The sequence below is a fragment of the Brevibacterium oceani genome, assembly GCF_013623835.1.
In the GTDB taxonomy this organism is placed as follows: domain Bacteria; phylum Actinomycetota; class Actinomycetes; order Actinomycetales; family Brevibacteriaceae; genus Brevibacterium; species Brevibacterium oceani.
In genome coordinates this window covers 503,306-524,364 of sequence record NZ_JABKDE010000001.1, presented here as the reverse complement: position 1 = coordinate 524,364, position 21,059 = coordinate 503,306, and the positions used below count along the sequence as shown (strand labels likewise).

21 protein-coding genes are annotated in these 21,059 nt (G+C 64.5%); 11 read left to right on the top strand and 10 right to left on the bottom strand.

Annotated features, from left to right (window positions below; all coding sequences use genetic code 11):
* Positions 1 to 97: 97 nt before the first annotated feature.
* The 3 genes from HK401_RS02495 to HK401_RS02485 are packed head-to-tail and all read right to left on the bottom strand — an operon-like array spanning position 98 to position 3,315.
* Positions 98 to 610: a GtrA family protein gene (locus HK401_RS02495; RefSeq protein ID WP_181273058.1), complete on the bottom strand. Its 513-nt coding sequence runs from the start codon at positions 608 to 610 to the stop codon at positions 98 to 100.
* Between the two features lie 21 nt (positions 611 to 631).
* Positions 632 to 2,284 (bottom strand): hypothetical protein, encoded by a 1,653-nt coding sequence (locus HK401_RS02490; protein WP_181273057.1) that lies wholly within the window; start codon positions 2,282 to 2,284, stop codon positions 632 to 634.
* Positions 2,281 to 3,315 carry a glycosyltransferase gene (locus HK401_RS02485; RefSeq protein ID WP_181273056.1) on the bottom strand — a complete coding sequence of 345 codons (1,035 nt, stop codon included), beginning with the start codon at positions 3,313 to 3,315 and terminating at the stop codon, positions 2,281 to 2,283. The genes HK401_RS02490 and HK401_RS02485 overlap by 4 nt, the downstream gene beginning before the upstream one ends.
* Before the next feature lie 444 nt (positions 3,316 to 3,759).
* Here HK401_RS02485 and HK401_RS02480 point away from each other — a divergent pair, with 444 nt between their 5' ends.
* The 6 genes from HK401_RS02480 (at position 3,760) to HK401_RS02455 (ending at position 8,906) form a co-directional block, all read left to right on the top strand.
* On the top strand, positions 3,760 to 4,728 hold the full coding sequence (locus tag HK401_RS02480) for a methionine ABC transporter ATP-binding protein (RefSeq protein WP_181273055.1): 969 nt from the start codon (positions 3,760 to 3,762) through the stop codon (positions 4,726 to 4,728).
* Positions 4,728 to 5,402 (top strand): methionine ABC transporter permease, encoded by a 675-nt coding sequence (locus HK401_RS02475; RefSeq protein WP_181273054.1) that lies wholly within the window; start codon positions 4,728 to 4,730, stop codon positions 5,400 to 5,402. The genes HK401_RS02480 and HK401_RS02475 overlap by 1 nt, the downstream gene beginning before the upstream one ends.
* Positions 5,403 to 5,542: 140 nt before the next feature.
* Positions 5,543 to 6,379 carry a MetQ/NlpA family ABC transporter substrate-binding protein gene (locus HK401_RS02470; RefSeq protein WP_181273053.1) on the top strand — a complete coding sequence of 279 codons (837 nt, stop codon included), beginning with the start codon at positions 5,543 to 5,545 and terminating at the stop codon, positions 6,377 to 6,379.
* 67 nt (positions 6,380 to 6,446) lie between these two features.
* Positions 6,447 to 7,112 carry a DUF6069 family protein gene (locus tag HK401_RS02465; RefSeq protein WP_309135891.1) on the top strand — a complete coding sequence of 222 codons (666 nt, stop codon included), beginning with the start codon at positions 6,447 to 6,449 and terminating at the stop codon, positions 7,110 to 7,112.
* A gap of 28 nt (positions 7,113 to 7,140) precedes the next feature.
* Positions 7,141 to 8,265, top strand: a complete 1,125-nt coding sequence (locus tag HK401_RS02460) for a sensor histidine kinase (protein WP_181273051.1) — start codon at positions 7,141 to 7,143, stop codon at positions 8,263 to 8,265.
* Positions 8,262 to 8,906 carry a response regulator transcription factor gene (locus tag HK401_RS02455; RefSeq protein ID WP_181273050.1) on the top strand — a complete coding sequence of 215 codons (645 nt, stop codon included), beginning with the start codon at positions 8,262 to 8,264 and terminating at the stop codon, positions 8,904 to 8,906. The genes HK401_RS02460 and HK401_RS02455 overlap by 4 nt, the downstream gene beginning before the upstream one ends.
* Before the next feature lie 57 nt (positions 8,907 to 8,963).
* On the opposite strand, the gene HK401_RS02450 is transcribed toward HK401_RS02455, so the two are convergent.
* Both HK401_RS02450 and HK401_RS02445 read right to left on the bottom strand, forming a co-directional pair.
* Positions 8,964 to 9,863, bottom strand: a complete 900-nt coding sequence (locus HK401_RS02450; protein WP_181273049.1) for a serine hydrolase — start codon at positions 9,861 to 9,863, stop codon at positions 8,964 to 8,966.
* A gap of 8 nt (positions 9,864 to 9,871) precedes the next feature.
* Positions 9,872 to 10,855, bottom strand: a complete 984-nt coding sequence (locus HK401_RS02445; protein WP_181273048.1) for a LysR family transcriptional regulator — start codon at positions 10,853 to 10,855, stop codon at positions 9,872 to 9,874.
* A 175-nt stretch (positions 10,856 to 11,030) separates the two neighbouring features.
* Between HK401_RS02445 and bla the strand changes: the two genes are divergently transcribed.
* On the top strand, positions 11,031 to 11,963 hold the full coding sequence (bla, locus tag HK401_RS02440) for a class A beta-lactamase (RefSeq protein WP_181273047.1): 933 nt from the start codon (positions 11,031 to 11,033) through the stop codon (positions 11,961 to 11,963).
* 21 nt (positions 11,964 to 11,984) lie between these two features.
* Here the strand turns inward: bla and HK401_RS02435 are convergent, their stop codons facing one another.
* Positions 11,985 to 12,770, bottom strand: coding sequence for an SDR family NAD(P)-dependent oxidoreductase (locus HK401_RS02435; protein WP_181273046.1), 786 nt, complete (start codon positions 12,768 to 12,770; stop codon positions 11,985 to 11,987).
* A gap of 103 nt (positions 12,771 to 12,873) precedes the next feature.
* Here HK401_RS02435 and HK401_RS02430 point away from each other — a divergent pair, with 103 nt between their 5' ends.
* Both HK401_RS02430 and HK401_RS02425 read left to right on the top strand, forming a co-directional pair.
* Complete coding sequence (locus HK401_RS02430) at positions 12,874 to 13,392, top strand: MarR family winged helix-turn-helix transcriptional regulator (protein ID WP_181273045.1); 519 nt, start codon at positions 12,874 to 12,876, stop codon at positions 13,390 to 13,392.
* A gap of 102 nt (positions 13,393 to 13,494) precedes the next feature.
* On the top strand, positions 13,495 to 14,271 hold the full coding sequence (locus HK401_RS02425) for an NAD(P)-binding domain-containing protein (RefSeq protein ID WP_181273044.1): 777 nt from the start codon (positions 13,495 to 13,497) through the stop codon (positions 14,269 to 14,271).
* A 75-nt stretch (positions 14,272 to 14,346) separates the two neighbouring features.
* Here the strand turns inward: HK401_RS02425 and HK401_RS02420 are convergent, their stop codons facing one another.
* Both HK401_RS02420 and HK401_RS02415 read right to left on the bottom strand, forming a co-directional pair.
* Positions 14,347 to 16,161, bottom strand: a complete 1,815-nt coding sequence (locus tag HK401_RS02420; protein WP_181273043.1) for a formate--tetrahydrofolate ligase — start codon at positions 16,159 to 16,161, stop codon at positions 14,347 to 14,349.
* 167 nt (positions 16,162 to 16,328) lie between these two features.
* Complete coding sequence (locus tag HK401_RS02415; protein WP_181273042.1) at positions 16,329 to 16,691, bottom strand: MerR family transcriptional regulator; 363 nt, start codon at positions 16,689 to 16,691, stop codon at positions 16,329 to 16,331.
* A gap of 54 nt (positions 16,692 to 16,745) precedes the next feature.
* On the opposite strand from HK401_RS02415, the gene HK401_RS02410 reads away from it, so the two are divergent.
* Entirely contained in the window at positions 16,746 to 17,705 is a 960-nt protein-coding gene (locus HK401_RS02410; RefSeq protein ID WP_219921649.1) for an alpha/beta fold hydrolase, read from the top strand.
* Positions 17,706 to 17,730: 25 nt separating this feature from the next.
* Positions 17,731 to 18,480 carry a class I SAM-dependent methyltransferase gene (locus HK401_RS02405; RefSeq protein ID WP_181273041.1) on the top strand — a complete coding sequence of 250 codons (750 nt, stop codon included), beginning with the start codon at positions 17,731 to 17,733 and terminating at the stop codon, positions 18,478 to 18,480.
* Positions 18,481 to 18,500: 20 nt separating this feature from the next.
* On the opposite strand, the gene HK401_RS02400 is transcribed toward HK401_RS02405, so the two are convergent.
* Positions 18,501 to 19,646, bottom strand: coding sequence for an FAD-dependent oxidoreductase (locus HK401_RS02400; protein WP_181273040.1), 1,146 nt, complete (start codon positions 19,644 to 19,646; stop codon positions 18,501 to 18,503).
* Positions 19,647 to 19,697: 51 nt separating this feature from the next.
* On the bottom strand, positions 19,698 to 21,050 hold the full coding sequence (locus HK401_RS02395; protein ID WP_181273039.1) for a sodium/glutamate symporter: 1,353 nt from the start codon (positions 21,048 to 21,050) through the stop codon (positions 19,698 to 19,700).
* Positions 21,051 to 21,059: the final 9 nt, after the last annotated feature.

The window sequence follows — 21,059 nt, the reverse complement described above, 5'->3', positions numbered from 1 at the left end:
TCTCGGCGCTCCACCATTGTCTCGGCGCTCTACCGTTGTCTCGACGCGGATTGCCGCAGAGCGCTCAGCATCAAGTGGCTGAACTGGCCGACTGTGCTCAGCTCCGGTCGTCGGGGACTCGGCTCGGCTCTTCCAAGGGCACGACCACCTCGGCGTCGGGGGTGTGGTCCTTGAACACCCACGTCCGGTACGCGTAGAAGCGGAAGATCATCGCCAGCCCGATGCCGATGACGTTCGTCGAGAGGTTGTAGGTGAGCTGGTCACGCATATCGAGCAGGTACCAGGTCACGCCGAGAGGGACGACCGAGATGATCATACCGACGAGGTTGACGATGACGAACAGGACGACGCCGCGCAGGTTCGACTGGGTGGTCCGGTCCCCGTAGGTCCAGAGTCTGTTGCCCAGCCACACGACGATCATCGACAGGATCGTGGAAATGATCTTCGACTTGATCGGGCTGCCGTCGAGCAGAGCGGGGATCGGGCCGAGCCCGTAGGCGAGGACATTCGACAGCCCGACGTCGACGATATAGCCGAGCCCGCCGACGGTGAGGAACTTGAAGGCTTCCACCGCGAGGCGCCGGAGACGGACCGAGAATGACTCTTTCATAACTGAAAACAGTCTATGACCCTAGGTTTCGGACTCGCTGGATGCCGCGCTCGGCAGTGTGGCCGTGTCCGGGCTGCCTCGCCTCCAGGTCGAGAGCGCAAGCACGCAGGCGACGGTCACGGCCAAGGCCGGCCAGAAGGTGTATCGGAAATGGTCGGCCGGCACGATCGGGAAGTATCCCGCGATGTAGCACAGCGCCGAGGTGGCCAGCACCGTGATCTCGGGCCCGAAGCGTGGCGAGGGCCGCCTCGGTGCTGGCTGGTGCGCCGGGGACCGCGAGGCCTTCCGGTGCATGTGCACGACCGCTGCCAGCAGCAAGACGGCGATGAGCGTCCAGAACCACGGTTTGAACAGCATCGGGAACGTTGCGAGAGCGAAGTCATTGACGAAGGGCTCGAAGATGAAGTCAGCCTTCGTGTTGCCGGTCGGATAGCCGATCTTCTTCGCCTCTGCGTCCCAGTCGGACTCCCAGTACTCGAGCGTCGAAGAGAAGAAGTACATCGAATAGACCGAGGCCCGGTATTCGACGTACCGCACCGGGTGGGTGATCACTTCGTTCAGCCACAGGTCCTTGAGCTCATCCTGATCAGCCAAAGGACTGAAGGCGCGACCGCTGACGCCGCGGCCGTAGCAGTTCCAGTACGCGTCCCAGATCTCGCCCTTCGCCAGACATGTGTCCCGGGCGGAGCTGATGTGGTCCTTGAGTTCGGCCGGGGCGTCTGAGGCCTGCAGCTGAGCTTCGGGCACAGAGAACATCACATCATCGAGGAAGATCTGCGAGATCTGTCCGGTGTTCTCGACCTCGACGCGCGACCCGATCGCCGCATCCGTGGCCACGGTGCCCGCGCCGATGATGCCGAGGAAGAGCACCGACAGCCCCGTCACGGCGAGGATGGTGCGCGGCTTGGATCTCGGGGCAGGGCGCTGCTCGGGAAGGTCATGCGACTGTGCAGCCCGGCGCCACCTCGTCGGCCAGGCCTCGAGCAGGCAGAAGGCGGCGTAGACGGCGATCGGCAGGAGAGCGAACACGGCGTTCTTCCGCAGCGCCACCGCATAGACGAGCAGCATCACCGCGGGAATCCACAGCACGATGACCCACGACGCCCACGATGTCAGCGACCGCCGGCTCAGTCGGATGACGGCGATGAGGACCACTGCCAGCAGCAGGGCCACTGCCATCTGCGAGTCCTTCCACAGGGTCGTCATCTGCGACAGCACCCACGGAGCGGCCATCACCGCAGGCCCGAGCAGGGAGACCCAGCGGGGGCCGCTTCGGCGATGGATGAGCACTCCCGTCACCCACACGGCCACGGCCAACAGCACCACCTGCAGGACAAGGAGACTGCCCGGATCACCGGTGAGATCGATGAGCACCTTCCACACGGCGCTCATCACCGGCGGATGCCAATCGCTCACGGGTGCTTTCCCGATCGCCTGCTGCCACTGGTTGCCGATGTCGACGTTGATGCGCCCGGGCGCAAACAGGCGGATGAAGATGTACGACCAGGCGAAGGTGATCGCCGCAAGAAGCAGATCCCAGACCCATGGCTGAGACACCACCTCGCGAACCTTCGCCCCGAAGGCCGGAGTGCCCGGAGTGGCTGGAGTGGCCGCGGCGGCTGGTGCGAATGAGCTGCCCGATGCGTCCGCGTCGTCGGAGTCAGATTGCGTCATGAAGCCAGTCGCGCCTGCACCTGCTCATCGGCTCGCCGCGGGCCAACATACAGCCGGTCAGCAGTCTGTTCCGGAGCCTGCCGCTGTATGGCGGTTCCGGCCTGGACGGCAGGCAGGCCGAGGTAGACCAGCCGGGACGTCTCACGGCGGGCACGCCGCAGACCGTCCAAGGTCAGTCCCACGCTGCCGAGCAGGAACGCCAGCCCCATGAGTGCTGCGGCGAGGATCGCGGTCGGGAACCTCGGCACGAGTCCGGTCTGCCAGAACTCCCAGACCACGGGAATGCCGAAGACCAGCGACAGGGCCGCGAGCAGCAGAGTGAGGCTGCCGTAGAACAGGCGCGGTCGTTCGTGCCTCACGAGTGCGGAGATGAGCCCGAGGATGCGGAACCCGTCCTTGAACGTCGAGAGTTTCGACTCGCTTCCATCGGGTCGGTCGCGGAAGTCCACGGCCACCTCGGTGGTGGGAAGGCGCAGGGACATCGTGTGCACGGTCAGTTCGGTTTCGATCTCGAACCGACGGCTGATCGCAGGGAAGGACTTGACGAAGCGTCGGGAGAACACCCGGTAGCCCGAGAGCATGTCCGAGACCTCGGAGCCGAAGAGTGCCCCGGTCAGCTGGTTGAACATCCTGTTCCCCGCCTCGTGACCGGGTCGGTACGACGTGGTCTCCTGGTTGTCCTGACGCACCCCGAGCACGTGGTCGTACGGGCCCGAGATCAACGTGTCGATCATCTCGGGCAGGTGCGCGGCCTCGTAGGTGTCGTCGCCGTCGATCATCACGTAGATGTCCGCGTCGATGTCGGCGAAGGCGCGGCGGACGACGTTGCCCTTGCCCGGCCGGTTCTCCTTGCGCACGATCGCGCCCGCCTCGGCGGCACGCTGCGAGGTGCGATCGCTCGAGCAGTTGTCATAGACGTAGACCGTGATTCCGGGGACGGCGGCCTTGAGGTCGCCGACGACCTTCGCGACGGTGATCTCTTCATTGTGGCAGGGAACGATCGCCGCGATCCTTGCCGGTTCCTCGTACATGCGCTTCCCTTTATCGCCGGTGGCCCGATCTGACTGTCCAGGATTACGCCGCCGAGGTTGCCGCAGGGTTACAGCAAGGAGAACTGTCGTCCGCGTTGGCGGGCACTTCCCGTCGTATTCATCTGTCGGTCATCTTGTGCAGGGTTCGTGTGAGTGCTCGTCGCGGGCGCGGTGAGGTCGCGGGGACGGTGAGTATGTTCCCATCGCGCGGGGACGGCAACACCCTTCGTGCGGACGATTGGCGCACTTCGCGTGGACGCTCCGGGTGAGTCCTTCCTCACGATCATGCAGTTGTGCGTCGATTTATGACATCCGTCTGTGAGCATCCTGGAATTCCTTGGCATCCTGAATCGTCGGCATTACTGGATCGTAGGCCGACTCATCCCCCTTCATCCGCCGCCCACCACCGTGCGCGGCGCTGACCAACCACACGAGGAGGCGCCTGTGATCGAGCTGCGCGCACTGCGGAAGGTGTTCGGAGACACCGTCGCCCTGGAGGAGATCGACCTCTCGGTCCCGGCCGGAGAGATCCACGGCATCGTCGGCCGCTCGGGCGCAGGCAAGTCCACGCTCATCCGCTGCCTGACCGGACTCGACTCCCCCACTTCGGGAACGGTCTCCATCGACGGCGTCGACCTGACCAACCGGTCCGGCGCCGGTCTGCGCGAGGCCCGCCGCAACATCGGCATGGTCTTCCAGCACGTCAACCTCCTCGATTCGCGCACCGCGCTGCACAACGTCGCCCAGCCGCTCAAGATCGCCGGCATCGGCAAAGCCGAACGCCTGGCCAAGGCTCGGGAACTCCTCGACTTCGTCGGCCTCGGTGACCGCGTCGACAACTATCCCGCTCAGCTCTCCGGCGGACAGAAGCAGCGCGTAGGCATCGCTCGAGCGCTGGCCGCGGAGCCGAAGGTGCTGCTGTGCGATGAGCCCACCTCGGCGCTGGATGCCTCGACGACCGATCAGATCCTCGGCCTCATCCGCTCCCTGCGCGACCGCTTGGGCATCACCGTCCTCATCATCACCCACGAGATGTCCGTCGTCCGCGAGATCTGCGATTCCGTGACGCTGCTCGCCGACGGCCGCGTGGCCAAGACGGGGAAGCTCGCCGAGGTGCTCTCCGAACCCGGATCGGCACTGGCGAAGGACCTCGTTCCGCTGCCTCCGGTCGGCATCGACGATTCGGAGGGCCGCCTCGTCGAGGTGTCCCTGGCCGGCACCGATCTGCCCACTGTGCTCACCGCGGCACAGAAGGCCGGAGTGAGCGCCGAGGCGATCCTCGCCGGGGCCGTGGAGACGATCGAGGGTCGTCAGATCGGCCGGCTGCGCTTCACCGTTGGCTCGGCCGAGCAGTCGAACGGGCTGATCAGCGCCCTGAAAGCCGATGGCATCTATGCGGAGGAGGCAGCCTGATGAACGATCCCATGTGGTTGGACAACCCCGCGATCACCGATCAGATGTGGCCTGCTGCCGTCGAAACCCTGCTCATGACGGCGTGGTCGACCGGGCTCGCCGTGCTCTTCGGACTGCCGTTGGGCATCTGGCTGTTCACCGCGTCGAAGGGCGGACTGAACTCGAACCAGTTCGTCTACCGGGTACTGTCCTTCATCGTCGACGTCACCCGTTCGATCCCCTTCATCATCCTCATCATCGCCCTCATCCCCTTCGCCCGGTTCGTCGTGGGATCCGCACTCGGCTGGCAGGCGACCGTGGTCTCTCTGACGATCGGGGCGATCCCGTTCTACGCCCGTCTGGTCGAGAACTCCCTGCGTGAGGTCTCCGAAGGCAAGGTCGAAGCGGCCCTGATGATGGGTGCCTCGAACGGTCAGGTCATCCGTCAGGTCTACGTCCCCGAGGCCAAGCCCGGTCTCATCGGGGCCGCCACGGTCACCTCGGTGACGTTGGTGTCCTACACCGCGATGGCCGGCGCCGTCGGCGGCGGCGGGCTCGGCGCACTGGCGATCTCGTACGGCTACCAGCGCTACCAGGCGGACACGATGATCGCCTGCATCATCGTCCTCGTCCTCATCGTCACGCTCATCCAGTTCATCGGCGATCGGCTGGCCCGCGCGGTCGACCACCGCTGAGCCGCCTCGGCGGGTTATCCGGCAATCTTCCGCGTTAAGTGGGTACAGATTGCCCGAATCGGCTGCGAATTCGACAATCTCAACCCACTTGACCTCGCACCGCACCACTTCACGACACACACAACACATCAAGGAGAACCATGAAGACCAAGCTCATCGCGATCGCGGCCAGCGCGACCCTGCTGCTCTCGGGCTGCGGACTCGTCGGCGGCGGCACCGATTCCGTCGGCGAGAAGGACGGCGACCTCACGAAGCTCATCGTGGGTGCGACCCCGGTCCCGCAGGGCGACATCCTCAACTTCGTGCAGGAGAACCTCGCCGAGGATGCCGGCCTCGACATCGAGGTCAAGGAGTACACCGACTACACGCTGCCGAACAAGGCGCTCAACGACGGTGACATCGACGCGAACTACTTCCAGCACAAGCCGTACCTCGATTCCGAGGTCGAGGGTCAGGGCTACGAGATCACCGGCTTCGAACCCATCAACCTCGAGCCCTTCGCGCTGTTCTCGAAGGACATCAAAGACGTCAAGGACATCCCGAAGAACGCGAAGATCGGCATCAACAACGACCCGTCCAACCAGGGCCGGGCGCTGAAGATGCTCGAGGAGGCGAAGCTCATCACCCTCAAGGACGGAGTCGACGCGGTCGACGCGAAACTCTCCGATGTCGAGGACAACCCGAAGAACGTGAAGTTCGTCGAGGCTGACGCCGCCCAGCTGGCTCGCACCCTCGAGGACGTCGACGCCTCGGTGATCAACGGCAACAACGCCCTTGAGGCAGGCCTGTCCCCGGCCAAGGACGGCATCCTGCTGGAGAAGGCCGAGGACAACCCGTACGGCAACTTCCTCGCCGCTCGCACCGCGAACAAGGACGACGAGAACATCAAGAAGCTCGACGACCTCCTCCACTCCCCCGAGGTGAAGAAGTTCATCGAGGACAAGTGGTCCGACGGCTCGGTCCTCCCCAGCTTCTGACCCCAATTGCTACCTGACGGCGGCCCAGCAACCTCGCGCGAGGTTGCTGGGCCGCCGTCAGGTAGTTATGGGTGGGTTTCGGGACATTTGTCACTGTGTATTCGGGATCGTGCTCCCTACTGTTGTGCTTTCGGCCTCAGTAGCGTCGAAGCTGTCAAAATTTATCGACGCTTCAACCAAGGAGGCGACCACGATGAGCCACTCCACCAATCACGTATCAGAACCTGCACCGACAACCACCCCCGCCCGACGCCCAAAGCATCGTTCAACCGCTGAGCGACGGACGGCTCCCTTTAGAAACACATCTGCCGTCGTTGCCATCGTGACTCTTGCCGGGGCCTTCGCTGCGCTTGCAGTATGGGCAATCGCCGTGCCGGTAGCAGGCGTCACGCTGATCGCCGAGGGCCCGGCCGTCGCCCCGGCTGCTGTCGCGCTCGTCTCTCTCGGAAGCGGATGCGCAGCCGGCATCTCCTACAGCATCATGAAGCAATTCCGCGGCGGAACGGTGATGTGGACCGTGTTCGCATGCTCGGTTCTCGCTGTGTCCATGGTTGGGCCGCTGATGTCAGGAGCCAACGGCGCAGCCGTGGTCGTACTCGAGCTGATGCACGTGGTCGTCGGTGCCACAACGATTCTCGGACTCCGGATCCTCGTCCCACGCAGCACGAGTCGCGCGTCCGACCACGGATCCGAATCCTCAGGTTGGGGCCCATCGACAGCACCGTCCGAGTAATGTACGAATCGGGATACCGGAGGCGACAATGACGAAGCAATCCATTTCCACCGACAACGACGATTATGTCTCGCAGTGGGTCGACCGGACTCGCGGACCTGGGTTCGCGCTGGTGTGGCTGCCGGTCCTCATGCTGTCCCCGATCCTGACAGCCGTCCTCGACGGCGACCTCACTGCGCTGACGATCCACCTGGCAATCACAGCCCTCTACGTCGTCACGATTCTTGTCGCCCACAGCGACCTGCCGCGGCGTGTGGGAGAGCTCTGCACTGCGGGACTCATGGCGTTGGTCGTCATACAGTTCATCGTGACTCTTGGAGGTCAGGGCTTCCTCTACCCGTTGCTCGCCATTGCAGCCGCCACCGCCGTCCGGATCCGCGCAGCACTTGGGATCGTCATGGGTCTGGCGGTCAGCGGATCCTTCGCCGAGGGGTTCGCAACAATGTCGCTGAGCAATGCGCTGCAGTTCGGATTCGCTACCGTGATGGCGGGTGCCAGCACCTACCTGATCCGCCGACTCACCACTACCGTCGAGGATCTGCGCGCCACCCGACGACGGCTGGCCGGACTCGCCGTAGTGGAGGAACGCCAACGGTTCTCCCGAGATCTCCACGACCTACTCGGTCACACCTTGTCGGTGATCGTGGTCAAGGCTGAGGCCATCCGTCGATTCGCCGCGACCGACTCTGCGACAGCAATTTTGCATGCTCAGGAAGTCGAGGACATCGGGCGCACAGCCTTAGCCGATGTCAGGCAGGCTGTCGCAGGTTACCGGGAGATGCGTTTCGCGGATGAACTCGCCCGTACGGTCACTGTCCTTGAGGACGCCGGGGTCAAGGTCGACACGATGCCGGTGCCGAATCTCAACAGTCCTGTCGACGCCCTCTTTGCCTGGGCTGTCCGAGAGGCTGGCACGAATGTCCTCCGTCATGCGCATGCCTCGACGTGCTCGGTGAAAGTGTCCGTCGATGGGGCCTCCGGCGCCCTTGAGATCACCGATGATGGCAACGGTATGGGTCAGAACTCCACAGGCGCAGGGCTGGCCGGGCTGCGTGAGCGGGCAGAGCGCCTCGGTGGACAGGTTCATACACGCTCGAACTCTCACGGCTTCGCCCTCACTGTTCACGCGCCGATTGCAGGAGAGAGGCAATGATCAGGATCGCTGTTGTCGAGGATCAAGTTCTGATGCGTTCTGCTCTCATCAGCCTGCTCGATCTCGAAGACGACATCACGGTCGTCGGCGAGGCCGGCAGCGGTGCCGAAGTCGCAGGATTGATCGCTACCGCTAACCCGTCCGTGCTCCTTCTTGATATCGAGCTGCCGGGCAAGACAGGGCTCGAAGCGCTCGAAGAGCTGAGGCTCTCCGAAGACCGTGAGCCTGCGAGACCGACCGATGGGACGGGCTCTGAGAGACCTGCGGTCGTCATCGTCACTACCTTCGGCCGGGCGGGCTACCTGCGTCGGGCGATGGACGCAGGAGCACGGGGATTTCTCGTCAAGGACGGCCCGGTAGAGACCCTCGCCGAGGCGATTCGTCGAGTCGCGCGCGGAGAGACGGTTGTCGATCCACTCCTGGCGGCTCAGGCGCTCAGCTCGGGTGAGAGCCCGTTGTCGGAGCGCGAAGTCCAAGTCCTCGTTTCCTCGGACGAGGGTGCTCCGGTCGCAGATGTGGCAGAGGCTCTGCATCTGTCGCCGAGCACGGTCCGCAACTATCTGTCGAGCGCGATCGGCAAGCTCGGGGCCCGCAATCGTGTCGAAGCCCTACGCAATGCCCGCCGCGAAGGCTGGATCTGACTCGCCGTCCCGCACGCGCCGACTGCGGCCGATGGGCTGCTCCTTCACGGCCGGTCCTCACCTCAGCAGATCGTGGAGGGCACGGGCAGCGGCACCGAGGGCTGCCTCGGCGGCTGGCTGCACGGAGGCAGGATTGCTCGATTCACTGAGCACGACGACCGCAATCGACTGACCATCAGCATGGTCGACGACGCCGATCTCGTGTCTGAGGTGGAGCAGTGTGCCCGTCTTCGACGACCACTGGGCCGAATCGGACATGAGGTCAGGGGAGATGCGGTGACGCACGACGTTTCCGGACATGAGGTCCCGCAGCCGTGCGGCGATGCGGGGATCGACACGTTCGGGCCGCCACAGCTCAGCCAGTAGGCCCATCAGATCGCGGGCGGTGCCGGAGTTGGCCCGGGAGACATCGAGCTGCCAGATCCGATGCCCGTCGCCGTAGGCAGGCCGCGCCTGCGCAAGATCGTACGCAAGATGTGCTTCGGATCGGTCGAGGCTCTCCAAAGGTGTCGACACCAGTGCGTCGAGCCGGTGCCGGACATCGATGCCCTGCAGCCCCAGAGCATCGAGATCTCGCTGGACGTCGCTCGCAGGAACGAGGTCGAGCAGGGCGTCGGCGGCAGTATTGTCGCTGAAGCACACGGCTAAAGTGAGCAGGTCTTCGATCGCGATCCGTGCCGGATGTCGGAAACGTGCCACCCCTGTCGGGCTCGCAGTGCCGGTCGCAGCTGGATCGACCCGCACCTGTTCGTCGGCGGCGAGCTCACCCGCCTCGATTCGGTTGAGCACTGCGAGAGCGATGGGCACCTTGACCAAGGATGCCAACGGCATCGCGCCTTCGGACGCCAGAGCGACTTCTGCATGCGAGTCGAGATCACGGGCGAGGATCCGAGCACGCAGGCCCGCGCTCTCAAGCTCTGCACCGACCGCTTCGACGACTCTCTTCCGCTCGCTCAATCCATTCCTCAAGTCGATCGTCCGATTCCCGAACCCATCGCCGAGGCGGCTCGATCCGTCGTCGTTTGCGTCCTCACTGCCGCGGAGCTTTGCCGTCTCGAGTCTGCGCGGATCGAACCGCCGAGGCAATCAGCGAATTCCTCGGCGAAGTCGGCAAGCAGCGTCTCATCTTCGTCCGAGCCGGCCTTCAGCATATAGCCCCGAGAGATGACCGGATCGATGAGCGGTGTCCAGGGAAGATCCAGTTCCGCGGCTTCCGCTTCACTGCAGAGCATCAGGTCACCGTCACTGAGCACTGCCGCCACCGCGTCGGGATCTGAGGTGTCCACGACGACCTGGTACGGCAGCAGACCTGCGGTCTCAGCGGATCGTCGGATCCGGTCGCGGATGTGCGGGACGTTGTCCTCGCTCGTCACTCGCAGGCGTCGACCCGCGAGTTCGAGGTCATCGCCGGGGACCTGCGACCGGGATCTCCGCAGGTCGGCGATCCGCATCGGAGCCGTCAACGGGGAACGATGAGCACATCCCAACTCGACAGCCCATCTGCCTTCGTCTGCCGGAACGGTCTGCAGCGACGCGCGCACTCGTCTCCTGGCGAGGTCGTCGGCTCGCCGGCCCGGCGGCCCCGAGTGGAAGTCGACCCGCAGTCCCCGGTCCTTCACCGAAGCTGCCAACACCGCAAGGTTTCGAGTGGAGCAGATCGTCGGGACCGCGACTGAGACCGGCCGCAGTTTCGCTCGGTCGGCACCAAGCAACATCTCGTCGGCCAACTCGACGAGGCGCGTCGCCGGAACGAGCATGTCGCGGCCGAACGGTGTGAGACTCACTCCTCGCCCGGTCCGTTCGAGGAGTCGTGCACCGAGCTGTTTCTCCAGTCCTGCAATGCGTCGACTGGCCACCGGCTGAGGGATCCCGTCCGCAGCAGCGCCGAGTGTCATGCTGCCGAGTTCGCTGACAGCGGTGAATGTCCGACAGGCGTCTACCAGGTCCATCACCTCATGGTATGCGCTATCGATATGAGAGCGGGTGTTTCAGTCTTCGACCGCATGGCGCCTACAGAGAAGACTGGTCAGCGCCGAGCATCGCGAGAACGTCGAACGCGAGACGGCGCTCACCCAACGATCCACGTCACATCGGCTCCCGTCAGGGAGAGAACGGAACGAATCGATGAACACACGGACCCTGCAGCTTCTCGTCACGTCAATACTGTCCTCTCTTGCGCTGGCTGGCTGCGCTCCAAGTGAGGCTCAGTCGTCGAACCAGTCCAGCCCTCTAACCGAAACCTCGACCAGCCCGAAGGACGACACTGACCACCAGCGACTCGAAAAGCAGCTCAAGAAGCTCGAGGACCGCTACGACGCGAGAGTCGGAGTCAGCGCGTTCGATACCGAGTCCGATGAATCAGTCGACTACCGTGCAGACGAGCGCTTCGGCTTCGCTTCCTCACTCAAGGTGTTCGCTGTCGCCGAACTCCTTAATCGCACGTCTCCGAAAGAACTTGAGAAGAACGTGTCCTGGACTCAGGCCGATGTCGATGAGGCCGGATGGACACCGGTGACGCAGAAACACGTCGACGACGGACTGCCGCTCGAAGACGTTGCCGAGAGCGCGCTGAGGATCAGTGACAACCTGGCGATGAACATCGTGCTCGACCAGATCGGCGGGCCCGAGGCCCTCGACGACGCCCTGGAGAAGGCCGGTGACATGACGACCGAGGTCACAGACGAAGAGCCGGAGCTCAACGACGTCGAAGACGGCAGCACGGACAACACCACCACTCCGGCCGCATTCACCACCGATCTCCACAGCCTCCTGGACCCGCGACGGCTCTCGGACGATGATCGCAGGGTGCTCTTCGACTGGATGTCGGGGAACGAGACCGGCGACCCGCTCATCCGCGCAGGCGCACCCGAGGGATGGGTGGTCAGAGACAAATCGGGGCACTCGGATGCGATTCAGAACGACATCGCAGTGGTCACGCCTCCCGATCGCCACCCCATCGTCATTTCAGTGATGACAGAAACCGATGACCCCGGCTCAGAGGATGGACCGGCCCTGGTCGCTGCCGTCGCCGAGGTGGTGCTCGACAGCTTCCAGTGAGGACGGACGACCCTGCCTCCCTCACACCAGAGTCGGCAGCACCCCTCCATCCGCGCGCAGGGCTGCACCGTTCGTCGCCGAGGACAGAGGACTGGCCAGGTAGGCCACGAGGTGGGCGATCTCGCCGGGCTCGATGAAGCGCTGCAACAGTGAGGTATCGCGAATCAGTGAGTCTTTCAGGTCCGCGACGCGCACCGACTGAGAGGCGGCGATCTGCTCGACCGCGGAGGCGACCCCGTCAGAATACGTCGGCCCGCCGAGCACGGTATTCACGGTCACCTCGGTTCCACGGGTGAGTTTCGCCAGGCCGTTGCTCAACGCCAGCGTCGCGGCTTTCGTCGCGCCGTAGTGGATCATGTCCCCTGGTACATCGACGGCCGATTCCGTGCCGATGAATACGATTCGCCCCCACCCGCTCTCGAGCATCTGCGGGAGCAGTCTCCGGGAAAGGCGAACGGCGCTCATGAGATTGATCTCGAAGTATCGCAGCCACTCGGCGTCATCGATCTCGGTGAACGTCGCCACGTCGAAGAGGCCGACATTGTTGATGAGCACATCCACGTGGCCGAGACGGTCAAGCAATCCGTCGACCTGCCCGACGTCGGCGAAGTCCGCCGTGATTCCCCTCGCCGAGGCGGACGGATTCTGTTCTCGCAGATGCGCGACAGCCGCTTCGACGCCTTCTTCGTGGCGACCGTTGATGATGACCGTCGCCCCTTCGTGCGCGCAGAGTGCGGCGATCGCGAAGCCGATCCCTTGCGTCGATCCCGAGACGAATACGGTCTTGCCCGCCAATTGAAGATCCATGAGGTTTCCGCCTTGATGTCTCGATTCCGCCGTTACTTGCCCAGGAAAGTCAACAATAGATTGATTGAGTTTCCTACGCAAGTAATCAACTAGACTCCACTGCATGGACAGTCCCGCGTATAGTGCCACAGAACGAAGCCCTCAAGACTCCGACTCGTCCGCCTTCACAGCGGACGAGCTCGAGACTTGGTCGTCGGTCGCGACCTTGCTCGAGTGGCTTCCGGCCGCACTCGATGCGCAGATGCAGCGCGATTCGCATATCAGCCATTTCGAGTACGGGATCCTCTTCGCACTTTCAAGGGCGGCGGAAAGGACTTTGGCGATGAAACAACTTGCCGGCTTCGCCAACAGCACTCTCTCCCGACTGTCACGGGCAGTCGCACGTCTCGAACGCCGGGGGTGGTTGACTCGATGTCCGGACCCCGACGACGGGCGCACGACGATCGCTTCCCTCACCGACTCCGGCCTCGCGGCTACGAGTGCGGCTACTCCGGATCACGTCGCCTTCGTACGACGCGTCGTCTTCGAGTCTTTGACCCCGACCCAGGCTCATGAACTCGGTACTGCCAGTCGTCGCATCGCCTCGGCGATCAGGGGCGAGGGCGGTTGGCGCTCGCATTAGGCGACGACACCTCGCTCCTCTCCGTTGGCTCGATCCCCACCCGTGGCTCCGTACGTCGATGACACAATGCACACAGGCACACAACCACTCAGGGAGGAGCACATGACACGAATCGGTTTCATCGGAGTCGGAGAAATCGCCTCGGCGATGGTCGAAGGTCTTGCCGACAGCGGGGCGAAACCCGACCTCCAGCTCTTCCTCTCCCCACGCAATGCAGAACGCGCGGCGAAACTCGCTGACTCAATCGAGTCCGCCACGGTCTGCCGGAGCAATCAGGACGTCATCGACCGCAGCGACCTCATCGTCCTCGCAGTCCTGCCGCAGCAGACCGACGCAGTCTTGAGCGATCTCGACATTCCTGCCGAAAAGACCCTGGTCAGCGCCGTTGCTGGAGTCTCGACGACCACGCTCGGAAACCATCTTCCGCATTCCCCGACGATCGTGCGCGTCATCCCCCTGCCCGCCGTCCGCGAGCACAAGGGAGTCACCGCGGTATACCCGGCCAATGACGCGGTCGAAGGGCTGCTGAGTCACCTCGGCGGATCGGTGACCGCAGCAGACGAGACGATGTTCTCCACGCTCTCGGCGGTGACGGCGACGATGTCGGCGCACTTCGCGTTCCTTCAGACGATCACCGCGTGGCTGGTCGACCGCGGCTGGGATCAGGCGGATGCCGATCACTTCATCCGCGGCCAGTTCGTCGGACTCGGCACCACTCTTGCTCAGACGGACGAGCCCATCGACAACCTGGTCGCAGCCCACGAGACCCCGGGCGGCCTCAACGAAATGCTCAATAGCGAATGGATGAACGAGGCCAACCGCAACTACCTGGCATCAGCTCTCGACGCTGTGTTCGACCGCGTCACGAGGTCCGACTGACCCCCAGAACTACCTGACGGCGGCCCAGCAACCGCGCGCGAGGTTGCTGGGCCGCCGTCAGGTAGCAATTACGTATCAGAAGAGGCCGGTGATGTTGCCGTCCTCGGTAACATCGATCTTCAGCGCTGAGGGTTCGCGCGGCAGGCCCGGCATCGTCATGATGTCGCCGGCGATCACGACGATGAACCCGGCTCCGGCCGACAGCCGCACGTCCTTGATCTCGATGATATGGTCGGTCGGCGCCCCGCGCAGGCTCGCGTCCGTCGACAGTGAGTACTGCGTCTTCGCGATGCATACGGGCGCATCGCCGTAGCCCTCATCGGTGAATTGCTTGAGCTTCCGTTTCACTTTGGCCGGCAGATCGACGTCCTTGGCCTGGTAGATCCGCTGCGCGATCGTGCGGATCTTCTCCTCCAGCGGCCGGTCGAGGTCATAGCCGTACCGTGCCCGCGACGCCGGATCGGCAGCGGGAGCTTCGGCATCCCCCGAGGCGGTGCCGGCGACGAAGACCGACCCATCGTCGACGGCCGGTCCAGCCGACCCATCACCGTTCCCGACACCAGTGCCGCCGCCCGAAACACCGCCCGCAGCCTCAACGACCGCCTCGGCCAGAGCGAGCGCACCCTTGCCGCCGTCGGCCCAGTGCGTGGACTCCACAGCCGCAACCCCAAGACCGTCCAAATGGCTGATCGCCGCGGACATCTCCTCGTCGGTGTCCGTGGGGAACCGGTTGAAGCACACGACCGGCGTCAGCCCGTAGATCTCGCGCAGGTTCCGGCAGTGCAGCTCGAGGTTGCTCATGCCCTCCAGCATCGCACCAACATCAGCCGAGTTCACATCCTTCACGTCGACCCCACCGTGGTACTTCAGGGCCCTCAGTGTCGCGACGACGACCACGGCAGAGGGCCAGATCCCGGCGGTGCGGCACTTGATGTCGAGGAACTTCTCGGCCCCGAGGTCGGCACCGAATCCGGCCTCAGTGACGACCCAGTCCCCCAGCGACAGCCCGGCCTTCGTGGCCAGCAGGCTGTTGCAGCCGTGGGCGATGTTCGCGAACGGTCCGCCGTGGATGAACGCCGGCGAATGTTCCAAGGACTGCACGAGGTTCGGCGCCAGTGCGTTGCGCAGCAGCGCGGTCATGGCGCCCGCCGCCCCGATGTCCGCGACTGTGATCGGTTCCCGCCCCCTACTGTGCGCGAGCACGATCCGTCCCAGCCGTTCCTTGAGATCAGCCAACGAGGTGGCCAGGCAGAACACCGCCATGACCTCGCTCGCGACGACGATGTCGAAGGCATCCTCGCGGGGCACTCCCCCGTTGAGTCCGCCGAGCCCGACGACGACTCCGCGCAGGGCGCGGTCATTGAGGTCGACGACGCGGCGGAGGTGGATGCGCCGCGGGTCGACGTCGAGCTCGTTGCCGAAGTGGATGTGATTGTCGAGCATCGTCGCGGCAAGGTTGTTCGCCGCCGCAATGGCCGCGAAGTCGCCGGTGAAGTGGAGGTTGATGTCCTCCATCGGCACGACCTGTGCGTATCCGCCGCCCGCCGCCCCGCCCTTCATTCCGAAGACCGGGCCCATGCTCGGCTCCCGCAGCGCCAGCACGGCCTTGCCGACCTCGGGCGTCGACCGCGCGAGTTCGTTGAGTCCATCAGCAAGACCGATGCTCGTCGTGGTCTTTCCTTCCCCTGCCGGGGTCGGGCTCATGGCAGTGACGAGGATGAGCCTGCCGTCAGTGGCGGACTCGGCCGCCTCATCGAGGATGTCGATGGGCACCTTCGCCTTCGTCCATCCGTGGGGAATGATGTCCTTCGCGTCGAGACCCAGCCCAGCGGCGATGTCGACGATGGGATCGAGCTCGGCGCTGAGCGCAATATCCATATCTGTGGTCATAAGGCCATCATGCCCGTTCTCCGAGATTTTGTGACCATCACCGACCCGAGAATTCGCGCAATGCGCACTGAGTTCCGCCCATCGCAACATCGACCTCGCCGAGACGGCCGACCGTTACCTGCCCGACCGAGCAGCTCGCGGCCCTGCTCCTCCGCACCGCTCCCGCCTCAACGCGCATACTCCGAGCACTCCCGGCACCGAGTCATGAGGTCGTGCCGGCAATGGCGAACATGGAGGAGGAACTTCTCCGCCGAGTCCAGCGAGGTTCGCTGCGCCCGAATCGCCGACAGGCGAGCCGCGATCACCGAGGCACGTCCCGCCTCACCTTGGTGCAGGATCGCCCGGATCTCCGCAAGGCTCATGCCCACACTCTGGCACGACAGCACGATCCGACACCGGCTCAGATGCTCAGCTGAATAGTCACGGTGCCCGTTCGCAGTCCGGTCCGGCACGACGACGCCTTTGTCCTCCCAGTGCCTGAGCACATGCGCGGCCGTTCCCAGCTCTGCGGCCGCATCCCCGATCTTCATAACTCCATGATGACACCTTGACTTCAGGTTGACCTGAAGTTCTACCGTCGATTCATGACGACGCCAACAGACCGCAGTCCCGCCATCCGCATCTCCACCGATCGCATCACCTTGAGCGACGGCGCCGAGGTGGCCACAACGACCCTCGGACCGATCTCCCCCGACACCGACCAGGACCGCCTCGGCGAGGTCATCATCTGTCACGGAACCCCGTGGTCAGCACGGATGTGGCTGCCGCTTGCCCACGAACTCGCGCTGACGAACCGCGTCCGCCTGTGGGATATGCCCGGATACGGCAAGTCCATCCCCGATCTCTCCACCACGTCGCCACAGCCGACGGACGATCCCCTCGCCGAGGCGACCCCCGCCGTCGATCTCATCACCCAACGTCGTCGACTGGTCGAGCTCATCGACTGCTGGGAAGTCTCGAATCCCTACGTCATCGCCCATGACATCGGCGGCGCTGTCACGCTCGGCGCGCACTTGCTCGAGGGCTGCGATTTTGCGTCGTTGTATCTGCTCGACATCGTCACTCTCGCCCCGTGGGGCTCACCGTTCTTCCGCCTCGTCGCCGGGAACGAAAAGGTCTTCGCCGCTCTCCCTCCTCGCCTCCATCGCGCACTGGTCCGCGAATACATCTCCGGGGCGGCTAACACGACATCCGACGAATCTCCGTCGGGCGAAGACCACTCGAGACTCAGCGAGGAATGGATCGCCGCACTCAACGCACCCTGGCGCACCGAAGCCGGTCAAGCTGGGTTCTACCGGCAGATTGCCGCGCTGCGCCCCGAGCACACGGCGCCCGTCGTCGACCGCCTCGGCGAGGTGCGCTGCCCGGTCCGTATCGGGTGGGGTGAGGACGATCCGTGGATTCCGGTCGACCAGGCCGATCGCCTCGCCGAGGCTCTTCCCGGAAACTCGCACGTGACCCGGTTCCCGCACTCGGGCCACCTCGTCCCGCTCGAGGCACCGCACGATCTGCTCGTCGATGTGACCGCTTGGCTCGACGTGTAAGGGTCGTGTGCGCGAAGATGGCGGTATGCGCGCATTCGACGAGCTCGTCACCGAGGCCCAGTCCGCCGATATCTCCGGGTGGGGGTTCGATTGGCTCGCCGGGCGCGCCACCGAAGAGCGTCCGCCGTGGGGCTACGCGACACTGCTCGCCCGCCATCTGTCGACGGCGACCGCGGCCCTCGACATCGACACCGGCGGCGGAGAGGTCATCGACGAGGCACCGGTCCTGCCTGCCCGCATGGCCGTCACCGAGTCCTTCGCCCCGAACGTCGCCATCGCCCGGCACCGGCTCGGTCCTCGCGGGGTCGATGTCGTCGAGGCGGACCCGCACAGCCTGCCGTTCGCCAACGGCAGCTTCGACCTCGTCAGTTCGCGTCATCCGGTCACGCCCGTGTGGTCGGAGATCGCCCGCGTGCTCGTGCCCGGCGGCATCTACCTCGCCCAGCACGTCGGCCCCGCCTCGGCGTTCGACCTCATCGAGTTCTTCCTCGGGCCGCTGCCGGAGAACCGGAAGGCCCGCGATCCCGAAGCCGAGACCACAGCCGCCGAGGCGGCCGGACTCGCTATCGACAAGCTGCGGACCGCACGCTGCCGCATGGAGTTCTACGACGTCGGGGCCGTCGTGTGGATCCTGCGCAAGTGCCCGTGGTGGGTTCCCGATTTCACGGTCGAGAGATATCTGCCGCAGCTGCGTGAGCTCGATGCCAAGATGCGCCGAGGCGACCCCTTCGTCGCCCATTCGACGCGGCATCTCATCATCGCGTCAAAGCGTTGACCCACCCCGTCGCCGGCAGATCACCTGGTAGCGCCGCCCGACCGGAACCGATCCGGAACATCGTCGGCGCCCGTGGCGAGGTCGGCCGCAAATTCGCCGAGGAGCGGCGCGAACTTCGCCCCGTGCCCCGAACACGCGGAGACGATGACGAGCCCGTCGACCTCGTCGATGACGAAATCCTCGTTCGGGGTGTTCGTGAACAGGCACGTGGTCTCCGCATACGGTTCCGGAATGAGTCCCGGCAGGTTCCGCTTCGCATAGTCGATCATCCGGGTCCGCATCTCCTCGGTGATCTGTCCGTCCTGGTCAAGAGCCGAACCGATCACCTTCCCACCGTTGAACTGCGCGAACTTCTGCCCCGCGAAACCGGCATCCCGCCCGCCGGGTAGTCCGTAGGTGAACATCTCACCGGATTTGTGGATGAACGTCGGCCAAGGTGTGCTCCGCCGCCCGTCAGCACTGGCATCGCGGTAGGGCATGTGGAACGCCTGCTCCTGCCGCACTTCGAATGTCGGCAGCGCCGCAAGGAACGCTTGCGGAAGACCAAGATCGCCGAGGAGGTCGGGCAACCACCCGCCCGCCGCGACGATGACGTGGTCGCCCTCGACAGCGTTCCCCTTCGCCGAGGCGACACGGAAGCCGCCCACGGATCGTCGGGCCACCTCGGTGACCGTCCAATCATTGAGGACCCGAGCCCGCCCTGTGTCCACCGCACGGTCGAGCATGGTGGTCACCGTGGTCTCGGCGTCGATCACACCGGCGTCCGGGTGCCACAGAACGTCGGTGTCGAAGGCGAACTGCGGCCACCGTTCCACAGCACTCTCGGGATCGAGGACCTCGTACTCGACTCCGACATCATCGAAGATCTCGGCGAGCAGATCAGTGTGCCGGGCGTCGCCGAAGTCGAGCGCTCCCGTGCGAGTGATCAGCTCAGTTCCCGATTCCGCTTCGAGGTCCTCCCACAGCTCACGCGCACGCACAACGAGTTCGGTGTAGAGACGGTCCGGATAGGCGTAGCGGAAGATGCGGGCCGAACCATGGGAGCTGCCACGATCGTTGGCCGGGGTATGCCGTTCGAGCACAGTGACGTCCTCGCCGCGCGCGGTCAGCGAATACGCGGCTGCGGCACCGGCCAGCCCTGCTCCGATGACGATGTGGTGAGTCAAAGCTGTTCTCCTCAAGAAGTGGTTGGGTGATTGGTCACTCTCGCGGGCGCATCACACCTGGATCCGGCTGCGTCTGTTGCCTGCGACAACGACGAGCGCTGCGGCGACAGCGACGACGGTGATCGCACCCCAGATTCCCACAACTGCCCACGAGGCGCCGGCGATGACCAGCAATGGAGCGAACGTCACGGCGGTGACTTCTACCGGGATGACCGGGAGATACGCCAGCGAGAAGTCCTCAAGGGTGCGAGATTTGAGTTTCGGATCGACGATGCGCAACAAAGCGATGCCCGTGGCGACCGCCCCTGTCGCCCAGCCCCAGGTGAAGAGCTGCCGTTCAAACCACCCGTCTTCCATTACCCGCGGGGCGACCCACAGGCCCAGGAACAGGCACAGGGCCAGACCGACGACGAAGAGAATGAGAAGTGAGAGCCATTGGTCGACGACGAAGCTCGGCACTACTGAGGCGATCCCGCACACCATGAGGACGTCAGTCGCAGATCCGGAGATGGAACTCTGGGTGTCCTTGTCGATGAACTTCGTCGTCGACGTCGCGGACAGCAAGGCCCGGAGCACGAGGCCGACAAGGAACGCGATTGAGAACAGTGGGAATGCCACAGAAGGAATGAGTTCGCCGAGGATGACGTTGATTCCGTAGGCCGCCGCAGACATCCCGGCGACGATTCCGGCTTGGAACGTCAACGATTCGATGGCGCTGCCGGAGAATTTGTGCGTACCGATCGCAGGCTGCTCGACGTTGTCGTCGAGGATTCCGGTCCGCAACTCGGCGGGCACCGTGTCGAGGCCGGAGAACTCACGGGCGTATCCCTTCACTGCACCGTACTTCGCCTGGATGATACCGCCGACGACTCCGACGAGCAGACCGACTGTCGCTGCGGTGAACGCGAGGGACTGCACGGCAGGGTCTCCGGAATCAGCGAATACCGTACCGATCGCCGCTGCTGAACCGAAGCCACCGGCCCAGCCGGCGAACAGCAGCAGCCCGACATGATCAGGTGCCCCGAACAGCGGACCGAGGACCAGCAGGACCAGCCCCATGCCGATGGCCGTCTGCGCGGCGTAGATGAGGACACCGTAGCTCGCGAAACCTGCGACCGATCGCCCGATTTTGAGGATGTTGAAGTCGCTGGTCATTGCCAGGCAGGCGAAGACCAGGACGATGAGCAGTGAGGTGTATTCGCCGAGCTGGTCCGAAAACGGCAGCCAGCCGAGAACATTGGGGCCGAACACCAGACCGAGCACACCGGCAATGACTCCGGCAGGAATCATCATCGTTTGGATCGCCGGAATCTTTGCCCGCAGGATCGTGCCGACGACGAGCAGGCCGCCGATGAGTCCGGCATCGACGAGCAGCGCTGAGGGGCTGAATTCCGTGGGTTCCATGAGAGCAGT

Excerpts from the sequence above, each read along its gene's own strand:
- HK401_RS02495 (WP_181273058.1), bottom strand. The coding sequence starts at position 610 with ATGAAAGAGTCATTCTCGGTCCGTCTCCGGCGCCTCGCGGTGGAAGCC.
- HK401_RS02490 (WP_181273057.1), bottom strand. The coding sequence starts at position 2,284 with ATGACGCAATCTGACTCCGACGACGCGGACGCATCGGGCAGCTCATTC.
- HK401_RS02485 (WP_181273056.1), bottom strand. The coding sequence starts at position 3,315 with ATGTACGAGGAACCGGCAAGGATCGCGGCGATCGTTCCCTGCCACAAT.
- HK401_RS02475 (WP_181273054.1), top strand. The coding sequence starts at position 4,728 with ATGAACGATCCCATGTGGTTGGACAACCCCGCGATCACCGATCAGATG.
- HK401_RS02470 (WP_181273053.1), top strand. The coding sequence starts at position 5,543 with ATGAAGACCAAGCTCATCGCGATCGCGGCCAGCGCGACCCTGCTGCTC.
- HK401_RS02465 (WP_309135891.1), top strand. The coding sequence starts at position 6,447 with ATGGGTGGGTTTCGGGACATTTGTCACTGTGTATTCGGGATCGTGCTC.
- HK401_RS02460 (WP_181273051.1), top strand. The coding sequence starts at position 7,141 with ATGACGAAGCAATCCATTTCCACCGACAACGACGATTATGTCTCGCAG.
- HK401_RS02455 (WP_181273050.1), top strand. The coding sequence starts at position 8,262 with ATGATCAGGATCGCTGTTGTCGAGGATCAAGTTCTGATGCGTTCTGCT.
- HK401_RS02445 (WP_181273048.1), bottom strand. The coding sequence starts at position 10,855 with ATGGACCTGGTAGACGCCTGTCGGACATTCACCGCTGTCAGCGAACTC.
- bla (WP_181273047.1), top strand. The coding sequence starts at position 11,031 with ATGAACACACGGACCCTGCAGCTTCTCGTCACGTCAATACTGTCCTCT.
- HK401_RS02435 (WP_181273046.1), bottom strand. The coding sequence starts at position 12,770 with ATGGATCTTCAATTGGCGGGCAAGACCGTATTCGTCTCGGGATCGACG.
- HK401_RS02430 (WP_181273045.1), top strand. The coding sequence starts at position 12,874 with ATGGACAGTCCCGCGTATAGTGCCACAGAACGAAGCCCTCAAGACTCC.
- HK401_RS02425 (WP_181273044.1), top strand. The coding sequence starts at position 13,495 with ATGACACGAATCGGTTTCATCGGAGTCGGAGAAATCGCCTCGGCGATG.
- HK401_RS02420 (WP_181273043.1), bottom strand. The coding sequence starts at position 16,161 with ATGACCACAGATATGGATATTGCGCTCAGCGCCGAGCTCGATCCCATC.
- HK401_RS02415 (WP_181273042.1), bottom strand. The coding sequence starts at position 16,691 with ATGAAGATCGGGGATGCGGCCGCAGAGCTGGGAACGGCCGCGCATGTG.
- HK401_RS02410 (WP_219921649.1), top strand. The coding sequence starts at position 16,746 with ATGACGACGCCAACAGACCGCAGTCCCGCCATCCGCATCTCCACCGAT.
- HK401_RS02405 (WP_181273041.1), top strand. The coding sequence starts at position 17,731 with ATGCGCGCATTCGACGAGCTCGTCACCGAGGCCCAGTCCGCCGATATC.
- HK401_RS02395 (WP_181273039.1), bottom strand. The coding sequence starts at position 21,050 with ATGGAACCCACGGAATTCAGCCCCTCAGCGCTGCTCGTCGATGCCGGA.